General features: G+C 43.1%; 20 protein-coding genes. 9 read left to right on the forward strand and 11 right to left on the reverse strand.

The window, feature by feature from the left end:
• Positions 1–5: 5 nt before the first annotated feature.
• The 4 genes from R7E78_RS03230 to R7E78_RS03245 form a co-directional block, all read right to left on the reverse strand.
• Positions 6–1,103: an amino acid ABC transporter permease gene (locus R7E78_RS03230; protein ID WP_005389988.1), complete on the reverse strand. Its 1,098-nt coding sequence runs from the start codon at positions 1,101–1,103 to the stop codon at positions 6–8.
• A 1-nt stretch (position 1,104) separates the two neighbouring features.
• Positions 1,105–2,310 carry an amino acid ABC transporter permease gene (locus tag R7E78_RS03235; protein ID WP_033905332.1) on the reverse strand — a complete coding sequence of 402 codons (1,206 nt, stop codon included), beginning with the start codon at positions 2,308–2,310 and terminating at the stop codon, positions 1,105–1,107.
• A gap of 19 nt (positions 2,311–2,329) precedes the next feature.
• Positions 2,330–2,455 (reverse strand): hypothetical protein, encoded by a 126-nt coding sequence (locus tag R7E78_RS03240; RefSeq protein WP_258516054.1) that lies wholly within the window; start codon positions 2,453–2,455, stop codon positions 2,330–2,332.
• Between the two features lie 73 nt (positions 2,456–2,528).
• On the reverse strand, positions 2,529–3,557 hold the full coding sequence (locus R7E78_RS03245) for an amino acid ABC transporter substrate-binding protein (protein WP_005377403.1): 1,029 nt from the start codon (positions 3,555–3,557) through the stop codon (positions 2,529–2,531).
• Positions 3,558–4,017: 460 nt separating this feature from the next.
• Between R7E78_RS03245 and R7E78_RS03250 the strand changes: the two genes are divergently transcribed.
• Positions 4,018–4,938: a bifunctional precorrin-2 dehydrogenase/sirohydrochlorin ferrochelatase gene (locus R7E78_RS03250; RefSeq protein ID WP_005377406.1), complete on the forward strand. Its 921-nt coding sequence runs from the start codon at positions 4,018–4,020 to the stop codon at positions 4,936–4,938.
• Between the two features lie 102 nt (positions 4,939–5,040).
• Here R7E78_RS03250 and R7E78_RS03255 read toward each other — a convergent pair whose 3' ends face one another.
• Both R7E78_RS03255 and R7E78_RS03260 read right to left on the reverse strand, forming a co-directional pair.
• The gene (locus tag R7E78_RS03255; RefSeq protein WP_005377415.1) at positions 5,041–5,523 is read right to left on the reverse strand and encodes a YajQ family cyclic di-GMP-binding protein; all 483 of its coding nucleotides are present in this window, start codon (positions 5,521–5,523) and stop codon (positions 5,041–5,043) included.
• 21 nt (positions 5,524–5,544) lie between these two features.
• Positions 5,545–6,603, reverse strand: coding sequence for a 3-deoxy-7-phosphoheptulonate synthase (locus R7E78_RS03260; RefSeq protein ID WP_005377417.1), 1,059 nt, complete (start codon positions 6,601–6,603; stop codon positions 5,545–5,547).
• Between the two features lie 372 nt (positions 6,604–6,975).
• On the opposite strand from R7E78_RS03260, the gene R7E78_RS03265 reads away from it, so the two are divergent.
• Positions 6,976–7,473 carry a DUF4442 domain-containing protein gene (locus R7E78_RS03265; RefSeq protein WP_005377418.1) on the forward strand — a complete coding sequence of 166 codons (498 nt, stop codon included), beginning with the start codon at positions 6,976–6,978 and terminating at the stop codon, positions 7,471–7,473.
• A 33-nt stretch (positions 7,474–7,506) separates the two neighbouring features.
• Here the strand turns inward: R7E78_RS03265 and R7E78_RS03270 are convergent, their stop codons facing one another.
• Entirely contained in the window at positions 7,507–8,859 is a 1,353-nt protein-coding gene (locus R7E78_RS03270) for a hypothetical protein (protein ID WP_005377421.1), read from the reverse strand.
• 192 nt (positions 8,860–9,051) lie between these two features.
• On the opposite strand from R7E78_RS03270, the gene R7E78_RS03275 reads away from it, so the two are divergent.
• Positions 9,052–9,885, forward strand: coding sequence for a S1 RNA-binding domain-containing protein (locus R7E78_RS03275; RefSeq protein WP_318057633.1), 834 nt, complete (start codon positions 9,052–9,054; stop codon positions 9,883–9,885).
• Positions 9,886–10,167: 282 nt separating this feature from the next.
• Here R7E78_RS03275 and rsmF read toward each other — a convergent pair whose 3' ends face one another.
• The 4 genes from rsmF to R7E78_RS03295 all read right to left on the reverse strand — a co-directional run bounded on the left by rsmF (position 10,168) and on the right by R7E78_RS03295 (position 17,467).
• On the reverse strand, positions 10,168–11,604 hold the full coding sequence (gene rsmF / locus R7E78_RS03280; protein WP_318057634.1) for a 16S rRNA (cytosine(1407)-C(5))-methyltransferase RsmF: 1,437 nt from the start codon (positions 11,602–11,604) through the stop codon (positions 10,168–10,170).
• A 150-nt stretch (positions 11,605–11,754) separates the two neighbouring features.
• Positions 11,755–14,403 carry an MlaD family protein gene (locus R7E78_RS03285; RefSeq protein ID WP_017634276.1) on the reverse strand — a complete coding sequence of 883 codons (2,649 nt, stop codon included), beginning with the start codon at positions 14,401–14,403 and terminating at the stop codon, positions 11,755–11,757.
• Entirely contained in the window at positions 14,396–15,646 is a 1,251-nt protein-coding gene (locus R7E78_RS03290) for a paraquat-inducible protein A (RefSeq protein WP_213885297.1), read from the reverse strand. The genes R7E78_RS03285 and R7E78_RS03290 overlap by 8 nt, the downstream gene beginning before the upstream one ends.
• A 24-nt stretch (positions 15,647–15,670) precedes the next feature.
• Positions 15,671–17,467: an ABC transporter ATP-binding protein gene (locus R7E78_RS03295; RefSeq protein WP_318057635.1), complete on the reverse strand. Its 1,797-nt coding sequence runs from the start codon at positions 17,465–17,467 to the stop codon at positions 15,671–15,673.
• A 92-nt stretch (positions 17,468–17,559) separates the two neighbouring features.
• Here R7E78_RS03295 and R7E78_RS03300 point away from each other — a divergent pair, with 92 nt between their 5' ends.
• The 6 genes from R7E78_RS03300 to R7E78_RS03325 all read left to right on the forward strand — a co-directional run bounded on the left by R7E78_RS03300 (position 17,560) and on the right by R7E78_RS03325 (position 24,758).
• On the forward strand, positions 17,560–18,033 hold the full coding sequence (locus tag R7E78_RS03300) for a GAF domain-containing protein (protein ID WP_005377433.1): 474 nt from the start codon (positions 17,560–17,562) through the stop codon (positions 18,031–18,033).
• Positions 18,034–18,130: 97 nt separating this feature from the next.
• The gene (proQ, locus tag R7E78_RS03305) at positions 18,131–18,757 is read left to right on the forward strand and encodes an RNA chaperone ProQ (RefSeq protein ID WP_005377435.1); all 627 of its coding nucleotides are present in this window, start codon (positions 18,131–18,133) and stop codon (positions 18,755–18,757) included.
• A gap of 17 nt (positions 18,758–18,774) precedes the next feature.
• On the forward strand, positions 18,775–20,781 hold the full coding sequence (gene prc, locus R7E78_RS03310; protein WP_318057636.1) for a carboxy terminal-processing peptidase: 2,007 nt from the start codon (positions 18,775–18,777) through the stop codon (positions 20,779–20,781).
• Positions 20,782–20,975: 194 nt separating this feature from the next.
• On the forward strand, positions 20,976–21,641 hold the full coding sequence (locus R7E78_RS03315) for a hypothetical protein (protein WP_005377438.1): 666 nt from the start codon (positions 20,976–20,978) through the stop codon (positions 21,639–21,641).
• A 226-nt stretch (positions 21,642–21,867) separates the two neighbouring features.
• Entirely contained in the window at positions 21,868–24,474 is a 2,607-nt protein-coding gene (gene pepN / locus R7E78_RS03320; protein WP_318057637.1) for an aminopeptidase N, read from the forward strand.
• 65 nt (positions 24,475–24,539) lie between these two features.
• On the forward strand, positions 24,540–24,758 hold the full coding sequence (locus R7E78_RS03325; RefSeq protein WP_005377440.1) for a DUF2835 domain-containing protein: 219 nt from the start codon (positions 24,540–24,542) through the stop codon (positions 24,756–24,758).
• Positions 24,759–24,760: the final 2 nt, after the last annotated feature.

A 24,760-nucleotide genomic window follows, 5' to 3' on the forward strand; every position in this document is an offset into this window, starting at 1 on the left:
ATGAGTTATCGTTTGTGACCGGTATGAAGTTTGTTTTCAAGCCATATCGAATAGCGCGACATGCCAAAACAAAATACCCAAAACACTAACGCGACAAATACATAACTTTCTGTAGCAAAACCTAACCATTCAGGGTCGGTATTTGCTGCTTGTCCTATACCGAGTACGTCAAACATGCCAATGATGAGTACTAAACTGGTGTCTTTGAACAAACCGATGAAGGTGTTCACGATAGAAGGAATAGTAATCTTTAGCGCCTGTGGCAAGATAATAAGCCCAGTCTTTTTCCAGTAACTTAACCCAAGCGCATCAGCGGCTTCATATTGACCTTTCGGAATGGCTTGTAGACCACCGCGTACCACTTCTGCCATGTAAGCGGAGGCAAACATAACCACACCTATAAGGGCGCGAATCAGTTTATCTGTCTCTGAACCTTCAGACATAAACAATGGAAGCATAACCGAAGCCATGAACAAAACCGTAATCAGAGGAACGCCACGCCAAACTTCAATGTAGACGGTACAAATGCTGCGAATGATCGGCATCTCTGAACGTCTACCAAGCGCAAGCACCACACCAATTGGCAGTGAAACTACGATACCAACTAACGCAATAATGAGCGTAACGAGTAATCCACCCCATTTGTGTGTATCGACCACTTCTAGTCCAAAGACACCCCCGTATAACAGCCCAGCGATGATGAATGGGTAGATGTTTACGAAGAAAAGCCAAATCCACATCCTTTTCGGTGTCTTCTCATAAGCGAGTAAAACAGTAAATATGGCCAATGTGATATAGAAAAGGCGAGGGCGCCATAGTTCGGACTCTGGATAAAAACCATACATGAACTGCTCCCAGCGCACGCTGATAAATACCCAGCAAGCACCATCTCGGCTACAGTCGTCACGCGTTGAGCCAATCCAGTCTGCGTTAATAAACGCCCAATCCACGATATACCATATTGCAGTTACGACAATATACGCAAGAATGACAGTAACAATGGAATTGATAGGGCCATTAAATAGATTTTTCCGCATCCAACCAACGAAGCCTACAGTATTGGCGGGTGGTGGGAGATCCGGTTGAAATTGATGAGTACTCATATTATCTCTCCACCAGCGCGACTTTACGGTTATACAAGTTCATTAATGCAGACGTAATCAGACTTAATGTCAAGTACACGCCCATCGTCATAGCAATGATCTCAATCGCTTGTCCCGTTTGGTTCAGGGTAGTACCAGCAAACACAGAGACAAGATCTGGATAACCAATCGCCATCGCTAACGATGAGTTTTTGGTGAGGTTGAGATATTGACTGGTTAAAGGTGGAATAATAATTCGTAACGCTTGAGGAATGACAACAAGCTTTAAAGTTTTCGAGCGTGGTAAGCCTAGCGACATCGCTGCTTCGGTTTGACCATGACTAACCGCATTAATACCAGAGCGAACAATCTCAGCAATGAAAGAAGCTGTATAAACACTCAATGCCAAAAGTAGCGCAGCCAATTCAGGAATAATGCTAATACCACCTCGGAAGTTAAACCCTTTTAGTTCAGGATAATTCAGTGAAATTGGCATACCAGCAAGGAAGTACACAACCAATGGAAGGCCAACAACTAAACCCAAAACTATTCTTCCCATTGGGGTTTGTTGCCCAGTGAGACGTTGCTTATTATTCGCCCATACATTAATTAATAAGCTTGCGATTACCCCGAAGATTAACGCGGCAATAACGTAGCTACTGCCAGGTTCCATAGTCGGTGCAGGGAAATATAAGCCACGAACGTTCAGGAAAATAGCTTCACCAAGACTTAAGCTTTGGCGTGGTGAGGGTAATGCTTGAAGAACAGCGAAATACCAGAAGAATATTTGCAGAAGAAGGGGGATATTTCGGAAAGTTTCGATATAAACTGCCGCTAAACGACTAACTAACCAGTTAGAAGAAAGGCGGGCAACCCCCATGGTAAAGCCAATCACAGTAGCCAGAATAATACCTAATACGGAGACTAACGCCGTATTAAGAAGGCCGATGATAAATGTTCTACCGTAAGAGTACGTTTCATCGTATTCAATTAATGTTAACCCAATACCAAACCCGGCTTCTTGATTCAGAAAACCGAAGCCCGTTGCAATACCACGAGCATCTAAGTTATTGAGAGCGTTGTTTACAATCGTGTAAAAGAAAAATACCAGTGCAGCAATGGCAATGATCTGGAAAATAGCAGAACGAAAGGCAGGATTATAAATCAGGCTCTTGCTTCCGCTTGGTTTGGACATCGTACTTGGCGATGTATCTTGTGTCGGTTTCATACAGCGATAACCTCAAACCTTAGTTATAGATATCGGCCTGTATAACGAAGTTTCGTCCTTGCTGGCTAAAGAATAACGCTCTCATGTCTGGTGACATACGAACCTTTAAAGCCGTTCCACCAAGCGAGCGCTTTTCGCCATCCAATGAGCGATCCTTACTCATACAGTGAGATATAATCAAGAAAAAGGGCGGCATGAACCGCCCTGATTAACTCTTTCTATCGGATTGGTGGCGCGTACATAAAGCCGCCTGCATTCCATAGCGCATTAACGCCACGAGAGATTTCTAACGGCGAACCAGTACCGACTGTACGTTCGAAGCTTTCACCATAGTTACCAACTTGTTTGATAACCTGGTAGCCCCAATCGTCGCGGATACCCAACCCTTTGCCTTTAGGGCCATCAACACCGAGGATACGCTTGATGTTTGGATCTGTTGACTTCAGCATTTCATCCGCATTCTTCGAACTAATACCGTATTCTTCAGCGTTAATCATCGCAGACAATGTCCACTTAGCGATGTTAAACCATTGATCATCGCCTTGACGAACGACTGGACCTAGTGGCTCTTTAGAGATGATTTCTGGAAGAACGGCCGCAGAGGACGGATCTTTCAAATTCAAACGCAGTGCATAAAGGCCAGATTGGTCAGTTGTTAATACGTCACAGCGTCCCGCATCAAAACCTTTCGAAGTTTGCGCAGCTGTGTCGAATACCACTGGTTTGTACGCCATGCCTTGGTTGCGGAAATAATCTGCAAGGTTTAGCTCGGTTGTTGTACCTGATTGAACACATACCGACGCACCATCAAGCTCTTTAGCACTTGAGATACCAAGTTCCTTCTTCACCATAAAACCTTGACCGTCGTAGTAGTTCACACCTACGAAGTTTAGGCCCAGTGCAGTGTCACGGTGGAGAGTCCAGGTCGTGTTACGGGAAAGCACATCAATCTCACCAGATTGAAGCGCAGTGAAACGTTCTTTTGCGGTTAGGGGGACATATTTAACTTTCGTTTTATCCCCAAGAACGGCTGCAGCCAGTGCTTGGCAATATTCTACGTCGATACCTTCCCATTCGCCTTTTGAGTTAGGGTTAGAGAAACCAGGTAGACCGGTACTTACGCCACAAGTAAGAAAGCCTTGTTTTGTGACTTTGTCCAGAGTAGTGTCTGCTGCTTGAGCTGATGTTGCCATCATCGCAGTAGAAGCCGCTACGACGGAAGCAAGAACTGTGAGTTTATTTGCCATTTGTATCCTTCCTGTATGATCCATGTTTAATCAGGAGTGACCTGAAATAACGTGTCCAATTCGTTAGAGTTATCGTCCTACGTGATTGATTTTCGAAGAAACGGCATTCGATAGATCAACCAGTTATAAGCGTAGGAAAGGATCTGTTAATTCTCAAATATATAATTTAAATGAAGTTTTGAGAGAACTTACAAAGTGCCTTGAGATTTAGAATGACGAAATGTTAATTGTTTGTAAATAGTGCAATTCATGGACAATTTGGTGCATCAGAACAATCAATAGAAGAGTGAACAATACAAAAGAATAAAAAGTTGTTATTAAAACCGTCATTAGCTGAGCAAGGTGAAGTTCAGTAAAAATTCAAACAAAAATTATTTGTGATACCGAAACAGGGTGATGAGCTTGCCCCATTTTTGGTAGCATGGTCTACAACAGCTAATTAGAGTAATCATGGATTGAAATGCGATATTTTCCTCTGTTCTTAGATTTAATTAATAAACCCGTTCTCGTCGTGGGTGGCGGTGAGGTGGCAAGCCGAAAGGTGGAAGCGTTGCTAAAGGCTGGGGCGGATGTGACTATCGTTTCTCCGACGTTGGTTGATTTTCTGTCTAAGCTTGCTTCTGAGCATCAACTGCGCTGGGTACAACGTTTCTATTCGAGTGACATTGTCACTAAAAACTTTGTTCAAGTGTGGGCGACGACAGACAATCCTGAGCTAAATCACCAAGTGTACAAAGATGCCAAAGAGCTAGGCATCTTGGTTAACGTTGTGGATGATAAGCCTTATTGTGATTTCATCACGCCGTCAATGATTAATCGTGGCCGCATCCAAATCGCTATCTCTAGTGGTGGAGCTTCACCAGTTTTAATTCGAAACATCCGTGAAAAACTTGAATCGATACTGCCACAAAACATGGGGTTGATGGCGGATTTTGCTAACTCAAAGCGAAACTCAATTAAAGAGGCATTGCCTAGCGTCGATTTACGCCGTAAGTTTTGGGAGCAATTCTTCTCGAATCCCGAGGTTGAAAACGCACGAGATAATCGAGAGTTAGAAGCAATTTACCAAGCGACCATGGCAACACCTTTAGATGAAAAGGGAAGTTGTACTTGGGTTCATGTTGGGAAAGATGTTGAGATGTTGCCAATAAAAGCCGTACGCTATATGCAACAAGCGGAGCTGGCTCTGTACTCAACTCGATGTGAAGCGAATGTGTTAGAACTAATACGCAGAGATGCAGAAAGAGAAGCTTTCTCGAGCGCTGCTGAGCTTTCGGATATGCTGGCCAAGGCTAAAGCTGAAAAGCTTCGAATTTGCGTGTTCATACCACAAGGAACGAGCGAATTCGTATTGCTGCAAGGGCAGGACTTGGTTATCTAGCAATGCCAAATGCTAAAAGTGGATACGTAGTTCGTTACACAAAAGCCAATAAAAAACGCCAGCGGATTATGCGCTGGCGTTTTTACTTACTTCTCAGATTGATTAATCACGGAAGTTGTTAAACTGGAATGGGATACCCATCTCTGCTTCACGAATCGCTGCCATTGTCGCTTGCAGGTCGTCGCGTTTCTTACCAGTAACACGTACTTTGTCGCCTTGAATAGAAGCTTGTACTTTTAACTTTGCGTCCTTGATAAGTTTCACTACTTTTTTCGCCGTTGGAGTATCAATACCTTGGCGGAAAAGCAGAGTTTGGTGCCAGTTTTTACCAGTAACGTCTGGGTCTTGTGCATCCATTGCGTTCGCGTCAATGTTACGCTTCGCTAAGTGGCCGCGTAAAATGTCGCGCATTTGCTTAAGTTGGAAGTCACCTTCCGCAGACATTTTTACGTTTTCTTCTACTAGCTCAAAGCTCGCATTTACGTTGCGGAAATCGAAACGAGTAGACAATTCACGGTTAGCATTATCAACGGCGTTACGTAGTTCAACCGTATCGATTTCAGAAACAATATCAAACGATGGCATGAAGATTCCTTGATTATTTTGTTATAGGGACTTTCGGGACTTAACAGCGCTTGCCAGCATATCTAGCATTGTAGCAGTGTCTTCCCAACCTAGGCATGGATCTGTAATAGACTGACCATACGTTAGGTTATTGATGTCAGTCATTGGCTGATTGCCTTCAAGAATAAAGCTTTCTGCCATGATACCCGCAATACGAGTGCTGCCTGACTTAATTTGGTTACAAATGTCTTGAGCTACGTCGATTTGTTTTCTGTGTTGCTTCTGACAGTTTGCATGGCTGAAATCCACAACCAAACGTTGTGGCAATCCAAACTCAGCTAAAGCATCACATGCTTGTTTGACTGATGCTTCATCAAAGTTAGGGCCTTTTTCTCCACCGCGCAGAATAATATGACCGTAAGGGTTACCACTTGTGCGGTAAACCGTCATTCGACCGTTCTTATCTGGCGAGTAGAAGTAATGCGATGCTTTCGATGCGCGAATTGCATCAATTGCAATTTTTACGTTGCCATTTGTGCCATTTTTGAAACCAACTGGGCAAGATAGTGCCGACGCCATTTCACGGTGAATTTGTGATTCCGTTGTGCGAGCACCAATCGCGCCCCAAGTGATCAAATCCGCGATGTATTGACCAGTGATCATATCAAGAAACTCAGTAGCAGTCGCAAGACCAAGCTTGTTGATATCCAGTAGTAGTTTACGAGCTTTATGAAGACCAGCTTCAAGTGCGTAAGAACCATCTAGGTTAGGGTCCGTAATCAAACCTTTCCAACCAACTACTGTACGAGGCTTTTCAAAGTAAGTACGCATCACGATAAATAGCTCGTCTTTGTACTTGTCTTGGATTTCACTCAGGCGAGTGGCGTAATCAATGGCAGCTTCAGTGTCGTGAACAGAACACGGACCTACAATCGCAAGAAGGCGATTGTCTTCACCCGATAAAATGTTTTCAATCTGACGACGAGATTGAGCGATACGGTCTGCAACGTCATCCGTAATAGGATGTACACTACCTAGCTCTGCTGGGGTAGGCATTGGACCCAAAGGCTGGGTTCTCAATTCATCTGTTTTTATAGGCATGTTATAGCTTTATTCTCTATTGCGAAGGGGTAAAGATAACGGAATTACAGGCAGGAATAAACCGTTTCACGGGAATCTTCGCCAGGAAATACCGAATTGTATACAAAGGTGTAGGTATTCATTTAAATGACTTATGTATAAATGACAAAACTTGATCATTAAATCAATATATATACATTTGAATTTATAACCATTTTATCTATCTCGCTGTAAGGTAATCTAAGTAACTGCGATAAACTTCATACCTCACGGGTGACGCCGTCACTTTATGAGGGTTAAATAACTCGTGAGATCGAGCTTTTGTTAACATTTCTTTGACATCTATTTCTTTCGTTGATTAACTGGTCTGACTAGATTGGTAAGGAGACCAAAATGTTATCAGCTCTACGTCGTGCGAATTTGTATCTAAATCTGTTTGGCTTTTCAAAAGTGCCGCTGATTTGGCTTTGCCACCCTAAAATCATTGCGATAGATAGCAAGCATGTTGAGGTTCGTATCCCATTACGCAGAAGAACGAAGAACCACCTGAATAGCATGTATTTCGGCGCTTTAGCCGTTGGCGCTGATGTTGCTGGTGGTTTTCTTGCTATGAGTAAAGCGCAAGAAAAGGGAGAAGCGATCTCGCTAGCATTTAAAGGTGTGAAAGCCGAGTTTTTAAAGCGCCCGGAAGCCGATGTGCACTTTGTTTGTAACGATGGTCATGTCATTGATGAGATGCTCGAGCACACCTTGGCAACGGGTGAACGAGTAAATCGTGACGTAAAAATTGTCGCGCTGTGTCCTAACTTACATGGTGACGAGCCAATGGCTGAATTCTCGCTTACTCTTTCGATAAAAAAAGCAGCCCAACAAAGAAAAGAGGCTGCTTAGTGGTTTGTGGCTCGTTTGTATAAAGGCGTTGGCTTAATTGAGTTCAATCTTCTCGATAGAGACGATTTTGGAGCGATTTAAGACCACTTTCCAGCGGTAATAAACAGGCTCATCGGTGTGGTTGTCCTCTTTGACAATCACATTGAGCAAATGACGTTTCTCTACTGACTCTTTGGTTACTTGACCTTCATTTAAACGGTAAACTCGGTTTGAGCTTTTATCCATCAAGCGGATGATAGGGCGCAAACTGATATTCAATGTTTCTCTCGTTTGTTCGTAACCACTCAAGAAAAGAGAGGTCGCCATTTCGGTTTTCTCGTGATAATGAAGAATCTGCTCTTCACGTTGCACGACGCGCTTTTTCCGTATTCTTTGAATCTTATCCGGCAAGCTACTTAAGGTACGATAATCGAGCCACTCCAATTTTTTGCCAACCACTTTTTTCGTCGTTGGGTCAACGTACTTCTTACGCCATTTGGGCTTGCCTTTACGGATCCATCGCCACATGGCATCGCGTAAATCATCTTTAAAGATTTCTCGTAAAGCGTAAATAAAAGACATCGCGATAATGAATGAGGCAGAAATTTCCCCCAGATAATCGCGAGCGAGAATCACGGTCGAGGTCACGACAACCATCACCAAACCGGTTGCAATACCTTTGATAGCGCGCTTAATGTTGTTACCCATCGATATGGTTTCTTCACGAAGCACGATAGGGTGTTCAATCAATCGCCTTAGCAAGCGCATTTTGTTAGATAAGCGAGTAACGTCTTCAACGACTCTTGATGAGTTGTATTTGTTGAGTTTACGATGGGCTTGCTCTTTCTCACATAGCGTGATCAGGCGCTTCTTGATCGTGCCATAGTCGCCTTCACGTGGGAGATGAGCCACCAGTGACAGGAACTTTTGCTCGGTATACCAAGACAGATAGTTATCGATGTTAACGTAGTAGCGTTTTAAGTTCTCTTCATAAGGAATAGAACGCCGCAAGCGCTTTAAAATCTCAAGCGTGAGCTCGATAACTTCGTCCACTTCATCTTCCGTTACGGAGTTGTTCTCATGTTTGTTTAAACTTGCTACCGCTTTGTCTAGCGCGATAACGTATTGGTAAGCGAACAAACTCAAACTTACTCGGTATTGCTGATTCGACAGGCGTCCACGTTTGGCAAGTCGACTGTGTACTAGCGGAAGAAGGATTTCAGTACTGTAATAAGATCGTTGCTGTGTTATTGAGGTGTAATAAAATTCGGATTCACTGATGATATCGGCGTTTAAACCAAGCTCACCAGGTATAAAAAAGTAAATATCTAGGTCGACACTTTTGCTCTTTGCGAGTGCATGACTGATTTTTAATGTTATTGAGTCTTGTTTATCGACGGTGACCAAAGAAAGCTCCTGACTTTGCTAAAGCATTCTTAACTTATGCGTTCCGTTGAGCAGATAAGTATAAGAGTGCTAAAAGAGTGACTGGGGCATATAGCTGAACGACAACAGCATAACAGAGCACTATGCTTTTCTCTCTGATTTTCTTGTTAGTTTAGGTATAATTCCACGTAAATTTAAAAAGAGACAAAATCAATGATTAAAATTGGTCAAATTAACAGCTTAGAAGTCATTAAAAAGGCTGATTTTGGCGTATTTCTGGATGGCGATGATTACGGTTCTGTTCTACTACCTAGTAAGTATGTACCAGAGGGTACTGAAATTGGTGAGCATGTAGACGTATTTCTGTACTTCGATTCAGAAAGCCAACTTGCTGCGACCATTGAAAGACCAATTGCCCAAGTGGGTGAATGGGGTTTAATGAAGATTGAGGGTGTGAATGCGACAGGTGCTTTTGTAAATTGGGGCATCAAAGAAAAGGACTTACTGATTCCTTTTAGTGAGCAACGCACTCGCTTCTCTGCCGGACAAACCATTTTAGTGTATGTTTATACCGACAAAGCGTCAGGTCGCATTGTTGGTACGACTAAGTTCAATAAATGGTTAGATAAAACTCCAGCGAATTATGAAGTTAACGAGCAAGTTAATTTGATCATCGCAGAGCGTAGTCAACTTGGTTATAAAGCTATCGTTAACGGTAAGCATTGGGGCATGATTTTCCCATCGGATGTTTTTGGTAAGCTTTACATCGGTAAAAAGCTGAAAGGCTTTATTAAGCACATTCGTGAAGATGGCAAAATCGACCTTGCTCTACAAAAAGTTGGTGTGGCGAAAATGGACGATCTTTCTAGTAAGATCCTTGACCTGCTAGAGAAGAAAGGCGGATTTTTGCCTTTGAATGACAAGTCGTCTCCTGAAGCGATTTTTGATGCTTTCCGCACAAGTAAAGGGACTTATAAAAAGACCATCGGTGGCTTATACAAGCAGGGTAAAATTGTCATTGAGAAAGACGGTATTCGTCTAGCGTAGTCCTAACTCACGTATAGCGGATCTGCAGCCAAAAAAACGGCCCAAACTTTTCCTTTTTTTGGGCCTAGGGGAAACGGCTCCGCAGAGCCTGCGCTAAACTTGTCCAACAATAATTTTGTTGGTGAACATAGAGAGAAATGCCACATCAAAGCATTACTTTGATACAACTAGTTTAGTACAGCGTATCCGGATCGCTAGCGAGCCCAGTTGCTTTCATACTTACGAATTAAAAAGCCATCGCAAATACGATGGCTTTTTATTTATTTATGATTCGCTACTTCTTTAAAATAAGTTCTTATCTCGTACTAATTCGCGAGGAAGACCATTCTTTATTCGGTTGCTTACCCACTTGCCAAGGCCAATAACTGCGCCTTGATAGGTGACAAGTACTTCGCCTTTACCTGTTTTCATTCCCTCAGGAATGGTTTGTGGGCGAACATCACGCCCCATGTACCATTCGCGCGCTTCTTCAATACTGAGTTCAATGGCGTTGCTTTCAGAACCTGTCGCCAGGGCAGTCGCGACTTGGTGTTGCCAACGGTAGCCATTTTTATGGGCTTCCGCGATCTTTATACCCATACGGGAGAAGCGTAATTCGCCGATCATCGGTTCTAAAGCATTAGGGAATAACCAGACATCTTTATCGCGAAGCCATACAGAACTGTCATTTGGAAGTTTAATACCTAACGCGCTTTGGAGTTGTTGAGCAATTTCTGTCGATTCTTTTTTTGAAGTTTTAGCAAAGGGGAATTTCCCCATGCGCTTTTTGACTTCTGGCGCCTCAACAGCAGCCAGTTTGCGAATTCTTGCAACAAAGAACCCTTCACAGTCGTAGACCTGCGGGAAAATATGCAAAAAGCCTTCTTCAGTTAGAGCTGCCTCTGCGTTCTCAAACAAGTTCTCAAGGCTTTCAAACTCTACAGCATCCCCAAAGGTTTCTTTCAAGTGATGACAAACTTGTTGGTTTTCTTCTGTACTGAGCGTACATGTTGAGTAAACCATCACACCACCGGGCTTTAATGCATGGAAGGCGCTTTCAATAAGATCTTTCTGCGTGTCAGCGATGTCGAGTACGGAAGCTTGCGTCCAGTTTTTCATCGCATCTTCGTCTTTGCGAACGGTGCCTTCTCCAGAGCAAGGCGCGTCGAGCAAAACCGCATCAAATTGTTCTGGTAGCCAACCGCCAAAAACGCGTCCATCGAAGTTACTTAGTGCGGCGTTACGTACCCCACAACGTTCCACATTAGCGTGCAGTACTTTTACACGACTTGCGGCGTATTCATTGGCCACAAGTACACCTTTGTTGTTCATTAAAGCTGCAATTTGAGTGGTTTTTGAGCCTGGAGCGGCTGCGGTATCTAACACGGCATCGTAAGATTCATCATTCATAAACAGAGCAGATACCGGCATCATCGAACTGGCTTCTTGAATGTAGAATAAGCCAGACATGTGTTCTGCTGTGTTGCCTAATGGTACAACTGACTCGTCCGCTTCAATCCAAAACCCCGTGTCACACCAAGGCACAGGAGAAAGCTTCCAGCCTTTTGTTTCTGCTCGTTCTAAAAACGCTTCAACGCTGATCTTCAACGTATTAACTCGAATACTCTTGCGCAGTGGCTTTTGGCACGATGCGATAAAGTCTTCCATGTTGAGGTGAGCTGGAAGGATAGTTTGGATTTTTTCCAGAAACGCGTCTGGGATGTAAACATTAGGATGCAATGTGGGATCTCGTTTGCAGAATTTGTGGCAAATAATATACGAAAGCGAAGCAGAAACGAATAGTGACAAGGGCCGAGCAATAAAAAAGAGCAGCGATTGCTGCTCTTTTAAGGTACTCAAACTTCAATTGTACCTGAATTGAGCTTTATTCTACGGCTTAGGAATCGCAGTACGCCATTGAGTCCAACCTTCTTCAGCTTGTGGATACAAAAAGAAAGATTGCCCACTTTTTGCCGCTGGTGGAATAGTCGATTGCTCTGGCGTTGAAAACGCAATTCCTCCGCGAACTAAACTATCAAATGTGCCTGCTTTGATGTTCGCGCCAGTAAGCCCGATGGAGACATCTACTCCTGAAACATTCCAAAACACGCTGTTTTGACGAACGAGGTAAGCATATTCAGGCTGTATTTTGATAGTCGTGACGATGCGATCAGCAAATTCTCCTAGGCTTACGTCGGTCACTTGGCCAACTTCCATCTGGCGGTAAAGAATAGGGGTACCGACTTGTACTGAGCCTCTTTGTTCACTTTGTAACGTAAACATGATTCCATGCACGCGTTCTGAACTATTTTCTAACTGAAAATCAAATTTGGCTTTACCTTTACCTGGTTCAACACTGATGGATTTCGACACCAACGCTCCGAGGTTTTTAACGCCACCTAAACCAATTTCTGGTTCAGTTAGCCAAAAATGTGAACCTTCAACTGCAATGTTTTCTACGTATTCAGGTAGGATTCTTGCAGTGACTTCAACCATGTTACGACGAAAATTCGGTACAACCAGAGTGATTTCACCAACTTTAACACCTTGATATTCAATCGGCATTCCTTTAGCAATCTCTTGCGAACCGTCGGTTTCTAAAGCAATGACGCGCCCAAACTTGCGAGCGGTTTTTTGATCAGAATACAGCTTCCAGTTTTCTCCGATTTTGTTTTCAACGCCTGGTACGGAGTCAAAAGCGATGCCACCTTCGATTAACGATTTTAAAGGGTGCGCTTTCACACTAACTCCGGCTAATGATGCATCTATCTCGATCCCTGAACGATTCCAAAAAACGGTTTGTGGCGTTACAAGATAAGCGAAGCGGTTTTCGATGGTAGCCTTAATTAGTACTCCGCCATCAACTAGTTGGAAATCGGAGACGTTACCAACTGGAAGATTACGATAGAGTAGAGGGCTGCCTTTGGAAATCGGCGGCAATTCAGAAGCAAATAGTGTTAGCGCCCTAGAGCCACTTTGATTGTACTGCGCCAATTCAGCCAATGATTCATTTTGGAACAGCTGATACTCTTTTTGAATATCCTGCTTGCCTTCGCTCACAAAACTAATTGACCCGGTTAACAACTGCTTTGCTGGAGGAACGGTAACGCTGAGCCCGGATTCAGTTAACTCTGCTGATGCACTGCCGGTTACATAAAAACGATTGTTTGATTTGATCAGATGTTTGTATTCATGGTCAATCAATACATCCATAAATACTTCGTGTTGTGATTTTTTATCTTCCTTAACTAGGCCCACTTTGATGATTGAACCAACAACGATGCCTTTATAAAGTACATTGGCACCGCTATCTAGGCCAAACGAATTGTCGGACACCAACCGAATCGCGATGGACTTTTCTTGCTGTTGGTTAAACACGTTTTTACGAATGGCAGTAAAGCGGCGAGAGCGTTCACCCGCGCCCGGCACGATCGTTAAGAAGTTTCCTCGCACTAAATTAGCAATGTTTTCAACACCAGAAAGGGACACTTTTGCTTCTTCTAAAACAAATCGAGTACCTGTCGTCAGCATGTCACTAAAAGCGGGTTGAATTGCCGCTGACGCCAATATCACTTCTCGGCCTTCGGAAAGGCTCAAGTCCGTAACTTGGCCAATTTCGATTCCGCGATACATAATTGGAGCGCCTTCTCCGCTGATCTTGCTGTCATCAGGTAGGACGATTTTAACCGCGATGCCTCGACCAGCAGTTTTCAAATCTTTATACAAACGGAACTCGGTGTTCTCTTCTACAGGCTCACCATCATCCGGAGAGTCGACGGCGATGGCGCCACCTAGTAAGGCACTCATGCTTTCTAGTCTTACATCGACACCTTCAAAACCGATGCTGGCACCAATTCCACTGACGTTCCAGAATCGACTGCGGTTGTTAATGATATGTCGGTATTGATCCTGAATGTTGGCTTGAATAGTGATAGATTTTGCATCTTCATCTAGCTGGTAACTGTACACTTCACCGATTGGGATTTTCTTATAAACAATTTGAGAGCCAACCGATACACCACCTAAATCACGGCTTTTGAGCTTAATATTCAAACCTTGAGAAACGCGTAAATCTGTTGGGGCAGAGTCTAACGCATGGAATGTTGTCTCAAACTCTTGACCATCTCCGGGTTGAATCGAGATGTAGTTACCTGAGACGAGCGCATCCAGTCCGGAAACTCCCGTTAGGCTAGCTGTTGGTTTTACTAACCAAAAGCGTGTTTTATCGTTCAGTAACTTTGCAGCTTCAGGATAGATATCAGCATCGACATAAATACTGCCGAGATCTTCGGTGAGGTTAATGTCTCTTACCATGCCGACTTCTAATCCTTGGTAACGGATAGTGGTTCGGCCGGCGACAAGACCAGCGGCATCAGAAAAATAGATTTGCACTCGTTGTCCTGCATCGTGTATCGACTTCACCACAAGCCAGCCAGCTAAGACCATGGTCAAAATTGGCAACAGCCAAAGAGGAGATATGCCTTTACTCCGCTTTACATCTGGTACGTATGACGTTTGAGAACTGTTCTGATCACTCATTCATTGACTCTTTTTCTGATTGTTTTGGGCTTGTTTGGTCCCAGATTAGCCTTGGATCAATACTTTCTGCTGCAAGCATGGTCAACACTACGACAACACCAAATGCTACGGCGCCATATCCTGGTGTGAAATCCAGTATCTGACCACGATCGACTAACGTCATCATGATAGAAATAACAAACAAATCCATCACAGACCATTTACCGATCCATTTAACAACAAAGTAAACCATCATTCGTTGTCTCTTAAACACCGAACGTTTGAATTGGATGCAAAGCATGATGTAGGCGAGCCCAAGTATTTTAATCACCGGGACAACGATACTGGCAACAAAAATGATCGCAGCGATTCCATACATGCCGCTTTTTACCAAACCAGCCACGCCTGAAAAAATAGTGTCCTCCAAACGCTTACCATTGGTAAGCAAGATGGAAATAGGGATCAGGTTAGCAGGGAAGATGGCGACCGTTGCTGCGATGAGGTAAGCCCATGTTTTCTGAATGGAGTTTGGCTTGCGATGATATAACTCGTGATGACAACGCTGGCAATGGTCACCCTCAGGCTGGGACAAGTGGCATTCATGGCAATGCACATCTTTATGCTCAAAAGCATATAAACTTTCTGGTTTCCAAGCTTCCCAATAACGACGCACGCTGATTCTTGAAACTAACAAAACGGTAAATATCTGCAAAAGAACCAGACCAATTAACCCTGGACCGACGAAAATGTCGGAATAATCTTGGAGTTTAAAACAGGAAATGGCGATGCTAACTAAGAACACATCCAACATAACCCAATGCTTCAAATGTTGAATTAGCCACAGTGAGATACGAAGCCCACGGAACCATCGTTGATGTAAAGAAATATGCGCCGTTACCACTGAAACACAAACCGTCAGTGGCGCTAGAGAGCTACAAAATAGAATGAGCAATGAAAGAAGAACAAATCCTTCTTCCATCAATGTGATCATCCCTGAAGGCAGGGTTGCCGGAATCATCACACCAAAGAGTCGGATGCTAATAAAATTAAAAAAGTGCGATGGAATAAATAGTAGGATACAGGTTATCGCGACGGCTAGATTACCAGGGAGGCTAGGGCTACCTCCGCGATATAATTGTGTACCACAACGAGGGCAGTGTGCATTTTTGCCATGGGGTAAGTCGACGATGTCGACAGGCAATTCACAACCTTGGCACAAACGTACGTTATTGGGTTGCATGGCGTGCTTAGACAGAGAGGTCATAACGACCTCTCTAGCTTGAACGATTTAAGCGTGGGACTGTATGCCCCCATATAAGGTTTGATATAAGCCTTCTTGTTCAACTAACTCACCATGAGTACCAGTTTGCGTCACTTTCCCATCTTCAAGCACGTAGATCAAATCGGCTTGTTTCACAGCGGATAGTCGGTGCGCAACGATTAATGTTGTTCTACCACGTAAGAACTCGGTCAGTGCTTTGTGTAAAGCCGCTTCAGTAGCGGTATCTAGCGCAGACGTGGCTTCGTCTAAAATAACAAATTGAGGATTACTCAGCACCATTCTAGCAATGGCAAGCCGTTGTCGTTGACCTCCTGACAAACGAATGCCATTACGACCAACTTGAGTATCCAAGCCGTGGTTAAGTTGAGAAATTACATCATGCAGCTGAGCCACTTCAAGCGCACGCCAAAGTGACATTTCGTCAAAACTCCCACCAAGCGTTAGATTATGCCTCAAGGTATCGTTAAATAGTATAGGTTGCTGTAATACCACGGCAATTTTGTCGCGAATTACTTCAAAACCAATATCTTCTGTTAATTCATCATTAAAGCGAATGCTACCGGAGTTTTGACGGTAAACCCCAATAAGTAATTGTATCAAGGTTGACTTACCACCGCCGCTTGCACCAACCAACGCCACTTTCTTTCCTGCCGGCATATGTAAAGAAAGATTATCTAGGACTTTGTTTTCATTATTGTAAGAGAAATTAATGTTTTCTACTTTAACATCAACTTCTCTACCTTCTTTGAAAGGATTTACCTTAGGAACCGGTCTCTGCTCTTCTTCTAACTCTAATAAGTCGTTGATGCGTTTTAATGCCGCTTTAGCGCTATACCAAGAAAACTGAATCCCAAGCAACTCTTGAACAGGAGACAGCATGAACCATAGGTAACCAAAAACGGCAAATATTTGGCCAATAGTAAGGTCACTGAACATGACCATTAACATTGCGACAGCTCTGAATAATTCAAAGCCGATCAAAAAGAGAAGGAAAGAAACGCGACCAGCCGCTTCAGATTGCCAAGCATACTTGTCTGCATCAACGCGAACTTGGTTCGCACTGTCTTTGAGTTGCTGGAGAAATTCTCGCTCTTTATTGGCCGCGCGTAGTTGGTAGATTCCATCTAATGTTTCAACTAAACGGTTTTGGAAAATTTCAAAAGAATGATTCTCCTTCCGTTTCAGATGTTTAACCATACTGCCTAGTTTACGTGAGAAGTAAATGACAATAGGGTTAACTAACAGGATAAACAGACCAAGTCGCCAATCGAGCCAAAGTAGAACGATAGCAGTACCAATAACAGTCAGAAAACTGATAACGAATTTTGCTAACGTAGAACCAATAAATTTATCAATGGTCTCAATGTCAGTGATAAGGTGTGCGTTGATTCCTCCGCTACCTTTGGTTTCGTATTGTCGGATGCTGATACGGCCGAGTTTGTCGATCATTTTACTGCGCATCTCAAACGTGATGGTTTTTGAAACAAGCGTAAATTGTCGGCTTTGAAGGATATTTAATCCTTGGCTCGCAGCTCGCATAAGAACAACCAAGAACAGGGTGAAGAAAATATAGCCTGTCGGAGTGTGCCACGCTTCAGGGAGAATGGCATTCATGGCATCTAAGCCTTTTGCAGGTTGGTCCAATAAGACCTCATCAACCATCAAAGGCATGAGGAGAGGAATTGGAACACTAATCAAGGTTGCAAGCACCGCTATCAAGTTCGCTATGATCAGCTTGGACTTGTGCTTTTTTACTTGTGTTATCAACCAAGAACGGCTAATAGTGTCATTTTTCAGAAGCATTGTAATTGAGAATAAGTCCTATTATAAAGTAGGGCTGCATTTTAGCGCCATACATTGAGAATGGAAGCTTTTATAGTAAGTAGGAAGTTAATATGAACTTAGAACAATACCAAAGACTAACCAAACAAGCTGTTGCTCTAATTGAGTCTGAACCAGACTTTATTGCGAACCTAGCAAACTTGAGCTCATTGCTTTTCATGGAACTTGACGATCTTAACTGGGCAGGCTTTTACCTAACAAAAGGTGAAGAGCTTGTTCTTGGTCCGTTCCAAGGAAAACCAGCTTGTGTTCGTATCCCAATGGGTCGAGGCGTCTGCGGTACTGCTGCACAAACTAATACTATACAAAGAGTATACGACGTTCACGAATTTGAGGGGCATATTGCGTGCGATGCAGCGAGCAATTCAGAAATTGTGATTCCATTTTCTATTAATGGAAAGGTGGTTGGTGTACTTGATATTGATAGTCCAAGTATTGGCCGATTTAATGAAACAGACGAAGAAGGTCTCACTCATTTCATGGTTGAAGTAGAAAAGCTGCTTAATTCACACGCGAACGACGCATAAATTAGCCTTCGAGTGTGGTTTTTCCTTGGCATGTCACTATAATACGAGAATATTTTTTCTTAATGCTCGCGGAAATCCGCTCAAATCAGGACCCCTCATGACTGAAAAGTTAAAAAACAGCAAAGAAGTTATTGCATATATTGCTGAATGTTTCCCTAAGTGCTTTACTTTAGAAGGTGAAGCAAAACCTCTGAAAATTGGTATTTTTCAAGATCTTGCGGAACGTCTAAATGAAGACGAAAAAGTAAGCAAAACACAGCTTCGTGCAGCGTTAAGACAGTACACTTCATCATGGCGTTACCTACACGGTGTAAAACCAGGTGCAGTACGTGTAGACCTAGATGGCAACCCTTGTGGTGAGCTAGAAGAAGAGCACGTTGAACACGCGAAAGCGACACTTGCAGAAAGCAAGGCGAAAGTTCAGGCTCGTCGTAAAGAACAAGCACAAAAAGCTCGTGAAGAGGGTAAGGCGAAAGCGAAACCTGCGGCTAAAAAGCCTCAACAGCCTCGTCGTACTAATAAACCAAAAGTACAAAAACCAACTAAGCCTGTAGAAACGCGCGCTCTAAATGCTGATGAAATCACAGTAGGTAACGCAGTTAACGTGAACATGGGCAAAGGAAACATGGCAGCGACCATTGTTGAAATCAATAAGGATGATGTACGTGTTCAACTTGCTAACGGCCTACAAATGGTTGTGAAAGCGGAGCACTTGCGCGCATAAAGGAGATACTCCTACGCATGAATTGCCGTTCAAAAGTGACCCTGATTGCTGCTAGCTTATGGCTAGCAGCATCAGCTCAGGCTCTTGAAGCCAAACTACATAAAGATGACCTGCCGGTTCTTTCTCCTGAAGTTCAGCATGAAACAGCTAGCAAACGAGTCACCTCGCGATTTACCCGCTCTCATTATAAGCACTTCAGCCTCAATGATGATTTCTCTAAAGCGATCTTTGAACGCTATGTAGAGTTGCTTGATTACAATAGAAATATTTTCACTCAAGCAGACATCGACTCATTTAAAAATTGGTCAGTCGAGCTTGATGATCAGCTTAAATCGGGCAACAACCAAATTGCTTTTGATGTTTACAACCTCTCAATGCAGAAGCGTTTCGATCGTTTTGCTTATGCGTTAACTCTACTCGATGAAGAGATCAAGTTTGATACCGATGACGAGATAGAGTTAGACCGCTCTGAAGCCGCATGGCCAAAAGACGAAGCAGAGCTCAACGAGTTGTGGCGCAAGCGTGTGAAATATGACGCGTTAAATCTGAAACTGACTGGCAAAGAGTGGCCAGAGATTAAAGAAGTTTTAGAGAAGCGTTATAACAACGCGATGAAGCGCATCACACAGACCAACAATGAAGACGCATTTCAGTTGTATATGAATGCCTTCGCGCGACAGGTTGACCCTCATACAAGCTACCTTTCTCCACGTAATGCCGAGCAATTCCAATCGGAAATGAACCTTTCTCTAGAAGGCATCGGCGCCGTTTTGCAAATGACAGACGATTACACAGTAATTCGTTCACTTGTTGTTGGCGGTCCGGCCTCAAAGAGTAAGCAACTTGGTGAAGGGGACCGAATCACTGGTGTTGGACAAGACGGTGAAGAAATTGTCGACGTGATCGGTTGGCGTCTGGATGATGTTGTTCAGTTAATCAAAGGCCCTAAAGGCACAAAGGTTAATCTACAGATCTTGCCAGAAGGTAACGATGCTAAGAGTTACATTGTCACAATTGTTCGTGACAAAGTTCGCTTAGAAGATCGTGCGGTTAAGTCAGAAATCATCGAAAAAGACGGTAAGAAGATTGGTATTTTAGAAGTACCAAGTTTCTACGTCGGCTTATCGAAAGACACCGATAAATTACTAGCTGAGTTGAAAACCAAAAACGTTGACGGCGTAATCGTTGATCTACGTAACAATGGTGGTGGTGCGCTAACAGAAGCGACGGCATTGACAGGTTTATTCATTAAAGAAGGTCCTGTAGTTCAAGTTCGTGACAGCTATGGCCGCATCAAGGTGAATGCCGATACCGATGGAAAAGTGAGTTATGATGGCCCATTGACGGTGTTGATTAACCGCTACAGTGCTTCAGCATCTGAAATTTTTGCAGCGGCAATGCAAGATTATAATCGTGCAATCATCTTAGGTGAAAACTCTTTCGGTAAAGGTACAGTTCAGCAACATCGTTCACTGAATCATATTTACGATCTTTTCGATAAAGAGCTAGGTTATGTTCAGTACACGATTCAGAAGTTTTATCGTATTGACGGTGGAAGTACGCAAAATCGTGGTGTTGCACCAGATATTTCGTACCCAACGCCAATAGAGGCTTCTGAAACAGGTGAAAGTGTTGAAGACAATGCTTTACCTTGGGATCAGATTGATAAAGCACAATATCAAACGTTTCCAAGTAACGACGCCTTAGTTGAAAAACTTACTGCTCTTCATAACAAGCGTATTTCTGATGAAATGAAGTTCCGCTTTATCAATGAAGACATCGAGAAATATCGTAAAGAAAAAGACGATAATACTTTGTCTTTGAACGAAAAAGTTCGTAAAGCTGAATCGGATAAAGCGGAAGCCCTTCGATTACAACGCATAAATGAACGTCAAGTTGCTTTGGGTAAAAAAGCATTCAAAACATTGGATGACATACCAAAAGACTACGAGGCTCCTGATGTTTATTTAGATGAGTCTGTCGCGATTATGGTCGATCTACTTAAGCAGGAAAATCAGTCATAATAACTGGCAATTTAGAATAAAAAGAGTGAGTCTTTCAGATTCACTCTTTTTTTATGCCTTTTTGTCTTCCGCTGTCTCGATATCGAGCAAGATATTCGCTTATTTTCCCCCAATAATTTACGTGATCTACATCTAAAATTTCGCGAAAGTGAGGACTACTGGCTAAGCTAAAAGAAAACGATAAGGATGCCGATATGAAGTGGTTCTTTATTTTACTTAGCTTTTGCTGCTTTAGTGTGTTTGGTGGAGAAAACACCAGAGAAGATGAATTAAGTCACTTTGACACGCCGTTTCTCATCGGAGACTGGTATTTGATGAACCCAAACCCCGAAGAGTCGGCTGAAAACTTTCGTGCGATCAAACTCTCATTAGGTTCTGACTACAGCTTTTCTATTGATATTCAAAAGAAAGACTATTCCGTTGACCATTGGGAAGGGCTGTATAACGCAAATGAAGACACAATCGTTCTTGGTTTAAACACCGACGAGCCTCAAATTTATGCCTATCGCAACAACCATAATACGCTTGATCTTAATGGTGTAACATTCACTAAGGGATTATCCAATTCACTTGCAGGTATTTGGTCTAGCTCTCACGTATCTGGCGACGGTCTTGTGGCAAACAACATTAATCAGATGGATTTGATACTTCAACCTGATTTCGTGTTCATGTTTAGGGTTTCGAACGAAGAAGGGGATGAGTCCATCAAACAAGGTGTGTTTTACACAGAAGATGAGTTTCTGGTTCTGTTGTATGAAAATGGCGAGCATGGAACCACGTATAAGCTCAACAAGAATGAGCTAACGATCGAAGATTCCAATGGTGATATGTACGCCGTACTCAATAGAGTTACGCCATGATGCCTTTAACATGCGCCAAATTACGCGTGCGTACGGTAAGTCATTAATGTTGTTTAAATGTTAATCAAAAAACGGAGCTAGAGCACTAAAAGCTCCGTTTTTTGGTGGAAAGACTTGTATTCTGATACCACAACCCCTACAAATAGCTTATATAGTGATACCAGAACTGCATTTTTGATCATGCAGTCTGGTATTTTTGTTGTTCGACATACAAGGATTTATGCTCATGTCTCAAGCTCCCCAGGCCAAATATCGTAAAGATTATAAAGAGCCATCTCATGCGATTACTGATATCGATCTTACTTTTGATCTATATGACAATGACACAATCGTTACGGCGGTATCAAAAGTTGCTCAAAAAGGCGATACAACAACGCTAGAACTCGATGGCGAAGGACTTGAGCTACACGCTGTAAAAGTAAATGGTGAGGATTGGGCTCATCACGAGGTGAAGGAGTCATCGCTGGTACTGACCGATCTTCCATCCGAATTTGAACTTGAAATCGTCACCAAAATTGATCCTGAAGCGAATACAGCACTCGAAGGTTTGTACAAATCAGGCGGCGCATTTTGTACTCAGTGTGAGGCTGAGGGCTTTCGCCGTATCACGTACTATCTAGACCGTCCGGATGTTCTAGCAAAATACACAACAAAAGTGATCGCAGATAAAGCGGCTTACCCATATTTGCTGAGCAATGGTAACCGAATTGCAGAAGGCGATGCAGAGAACGGTCGTCATTGGGTTCAATGGCAAGATCCGCATCCAAAACCAGCTTACTTGTTCGCCCTTGTTGCAGGCGACTTTGATGTATTGCGTGACAAATATACAACGATGTCAGGTCGCAGTGTTGATTTAGAAATCTTTGTTGATAAAGGTAACTTAGATCGTGCAGGTCATGCGATGACATCGCTGATCAACTCGATGAAGTGGGATGAGGAACGCTTTGGCCTGGAATACGATCTGGATATTTACATGATCGTTGCTGTTGATTTCTTCAACATGGGTGCAATGGAAAACAAAGGCTTGAACATTTTTAACTCAAAATATGTTCTGGCGAACGATCAAACTGCGACAGATCGTGACTATTTAGGTATCGAAGCTGTGATCGGTCATGAGTACTTCCACAACTGGACTGGCAACCGTGTCACTTGTCGTGACTGGTTCCAACTAAGTCTAAAAGAAGGCTTAACCGTATTCCGTGACCAAGAATTCTCTTCTGACTTAGGTTCTCGTGCTGATAACCGTATTGATAACGTACGTATTATTCGTGGTCCTCAATTTGCGGAAGATGCAAGCCCAATGTCTCACCCGATTCGTCCTGACAAAGTCATTGAGATGAATAACTTCTACACGCTAACGGTGTATGAAAAGGGCAGCGAAGTTATTCGCATGTACCATACACTCCTTGGCGAAGAGGGCTTCCAAAAAGGAATGAAACTTTATTTTGAACGTCACGATGGTACCGCCGCGACGTGTGAAGACTTTGTTTCTGCAATGGAAGATGCCACCGGTGTTGATTTAAAACAGTTCCGTTTGTGGTACAGCCAATCGGGTACACCAACGCTACGCGTAAATAGCGAATACAACGCTGATGCAAAAATTTACGCACTAACGGTAGAGCAATTTACGGAGCCGACGCAAGACCAAGCAGAAAAACAAGCGCTGCATATTCCGTTCGATATCGAGTTGTATGATTCGAAAGGTCGAGTTATCCCACTGGTGATTAACGGTGAATCTGTTCATAACGTGCTGGATATTAAACAAGATAAGCAAACGTTCGTATTTGAAAATGTCGAAGAACAGCCAGTGCCATCTTTGTTGCGTGAATTCTCGGCACCAGTCAAATTAGAATACGATTACAGCGATGACGAGTTAGTCTTCTTGATGAAGCACGCAACGAACGATTTTGCTCGATGGGACGCTAGCCAAATGCTATTGGCTAAATACATTCGTCAGAATGTGAAAAATGTTCAAGCGGGACAAGAAGTATCGCTTTCTGAAGGTGTGATAGATGCTTTCCGCGGTGTGCTGTTGGATGAAACGCTTGAGCCAGCTTTCATTGCTCAAGTTTTCTCTATGCCTTCAATCAATGAGATTACTGGTTGGTACCAACAAATTGATATCGATGCCGTAGACAAAGTGCTAAACAGCATTACAGTGTCACTTTCTAAGGAATTAGAAGATGAGCTAAGTGCGACTTATCACACGCTTAAGCAAACAGAGTATACGATCGACCATGCTGCTATTGGCAAGCGTGCTTTACGTAACCGTTGCCTACAATACCTAGCACATACGGCAAAAGGTAATGATTTAGTCAACGCACAATACGCATCTGCAAATAACATGACAGATACGATTGCTGCGATGAGTGCTGCAAATAACGCTCAGCTCGAGTGTCGTGAAGCACTTATGGCTGATTACAGCGATAAATGGAAGCACGATGGTTTGGTTATGGATAAGTGGTTTGCACTGCAAGGTAGCAATCCTGCAGAGGATGCTCTTGAAAAAGTAAAAGCAACCATGAACCACGAAGCATTTAGTTTGAAAAATCCGAACCGTACGCGCAGCTTAATTGGCTCGTTCTTAAGTGCGAACCCTGTACGTTTCCATGATAAATCCGGTGTAGGTTACCAGTTTGCCGGTGAAATTCTTCGCCAACTAAATGATTCGAACCCACAAGTAGCTTCTCGAATGATTGATCCTTTGCTTAAGTTCCGTAAATACGATGAAGCTCGCCAAGCAATGATTCGTGCAGAACTTGAAAAGCTCAAAGCAATGGATAATCTTGCTAAAGATCTATTCGAAAAAGTGACTAAAGCACTAGACGAATAGTAAACAACACAATAGGGTGGTCATTAAGGCCACCTTATTTGTTTATGTCACTTAGTTTGCACTTCATGAACTATTACTACTTCAATCTCAACATTTCATATCAAACGTTTTTATCTCATTATTCTGGTGCGGCAAGTGTTGTTCAAGTTGTCACACACAACGGTTTGCGTTTGCAGTTACCCGCCGCGAGATTTAGACCATTTCTTAGTCAATTGGGCGTTAGAGGCCAGTTTAGACTAACAACTGACCAAAATAATAAGTTTCTTAAGTTAGAAACTCTGTGATG

This window comes from Vibrio sp. YT-19(2023) (assembly GCF_033337395.1).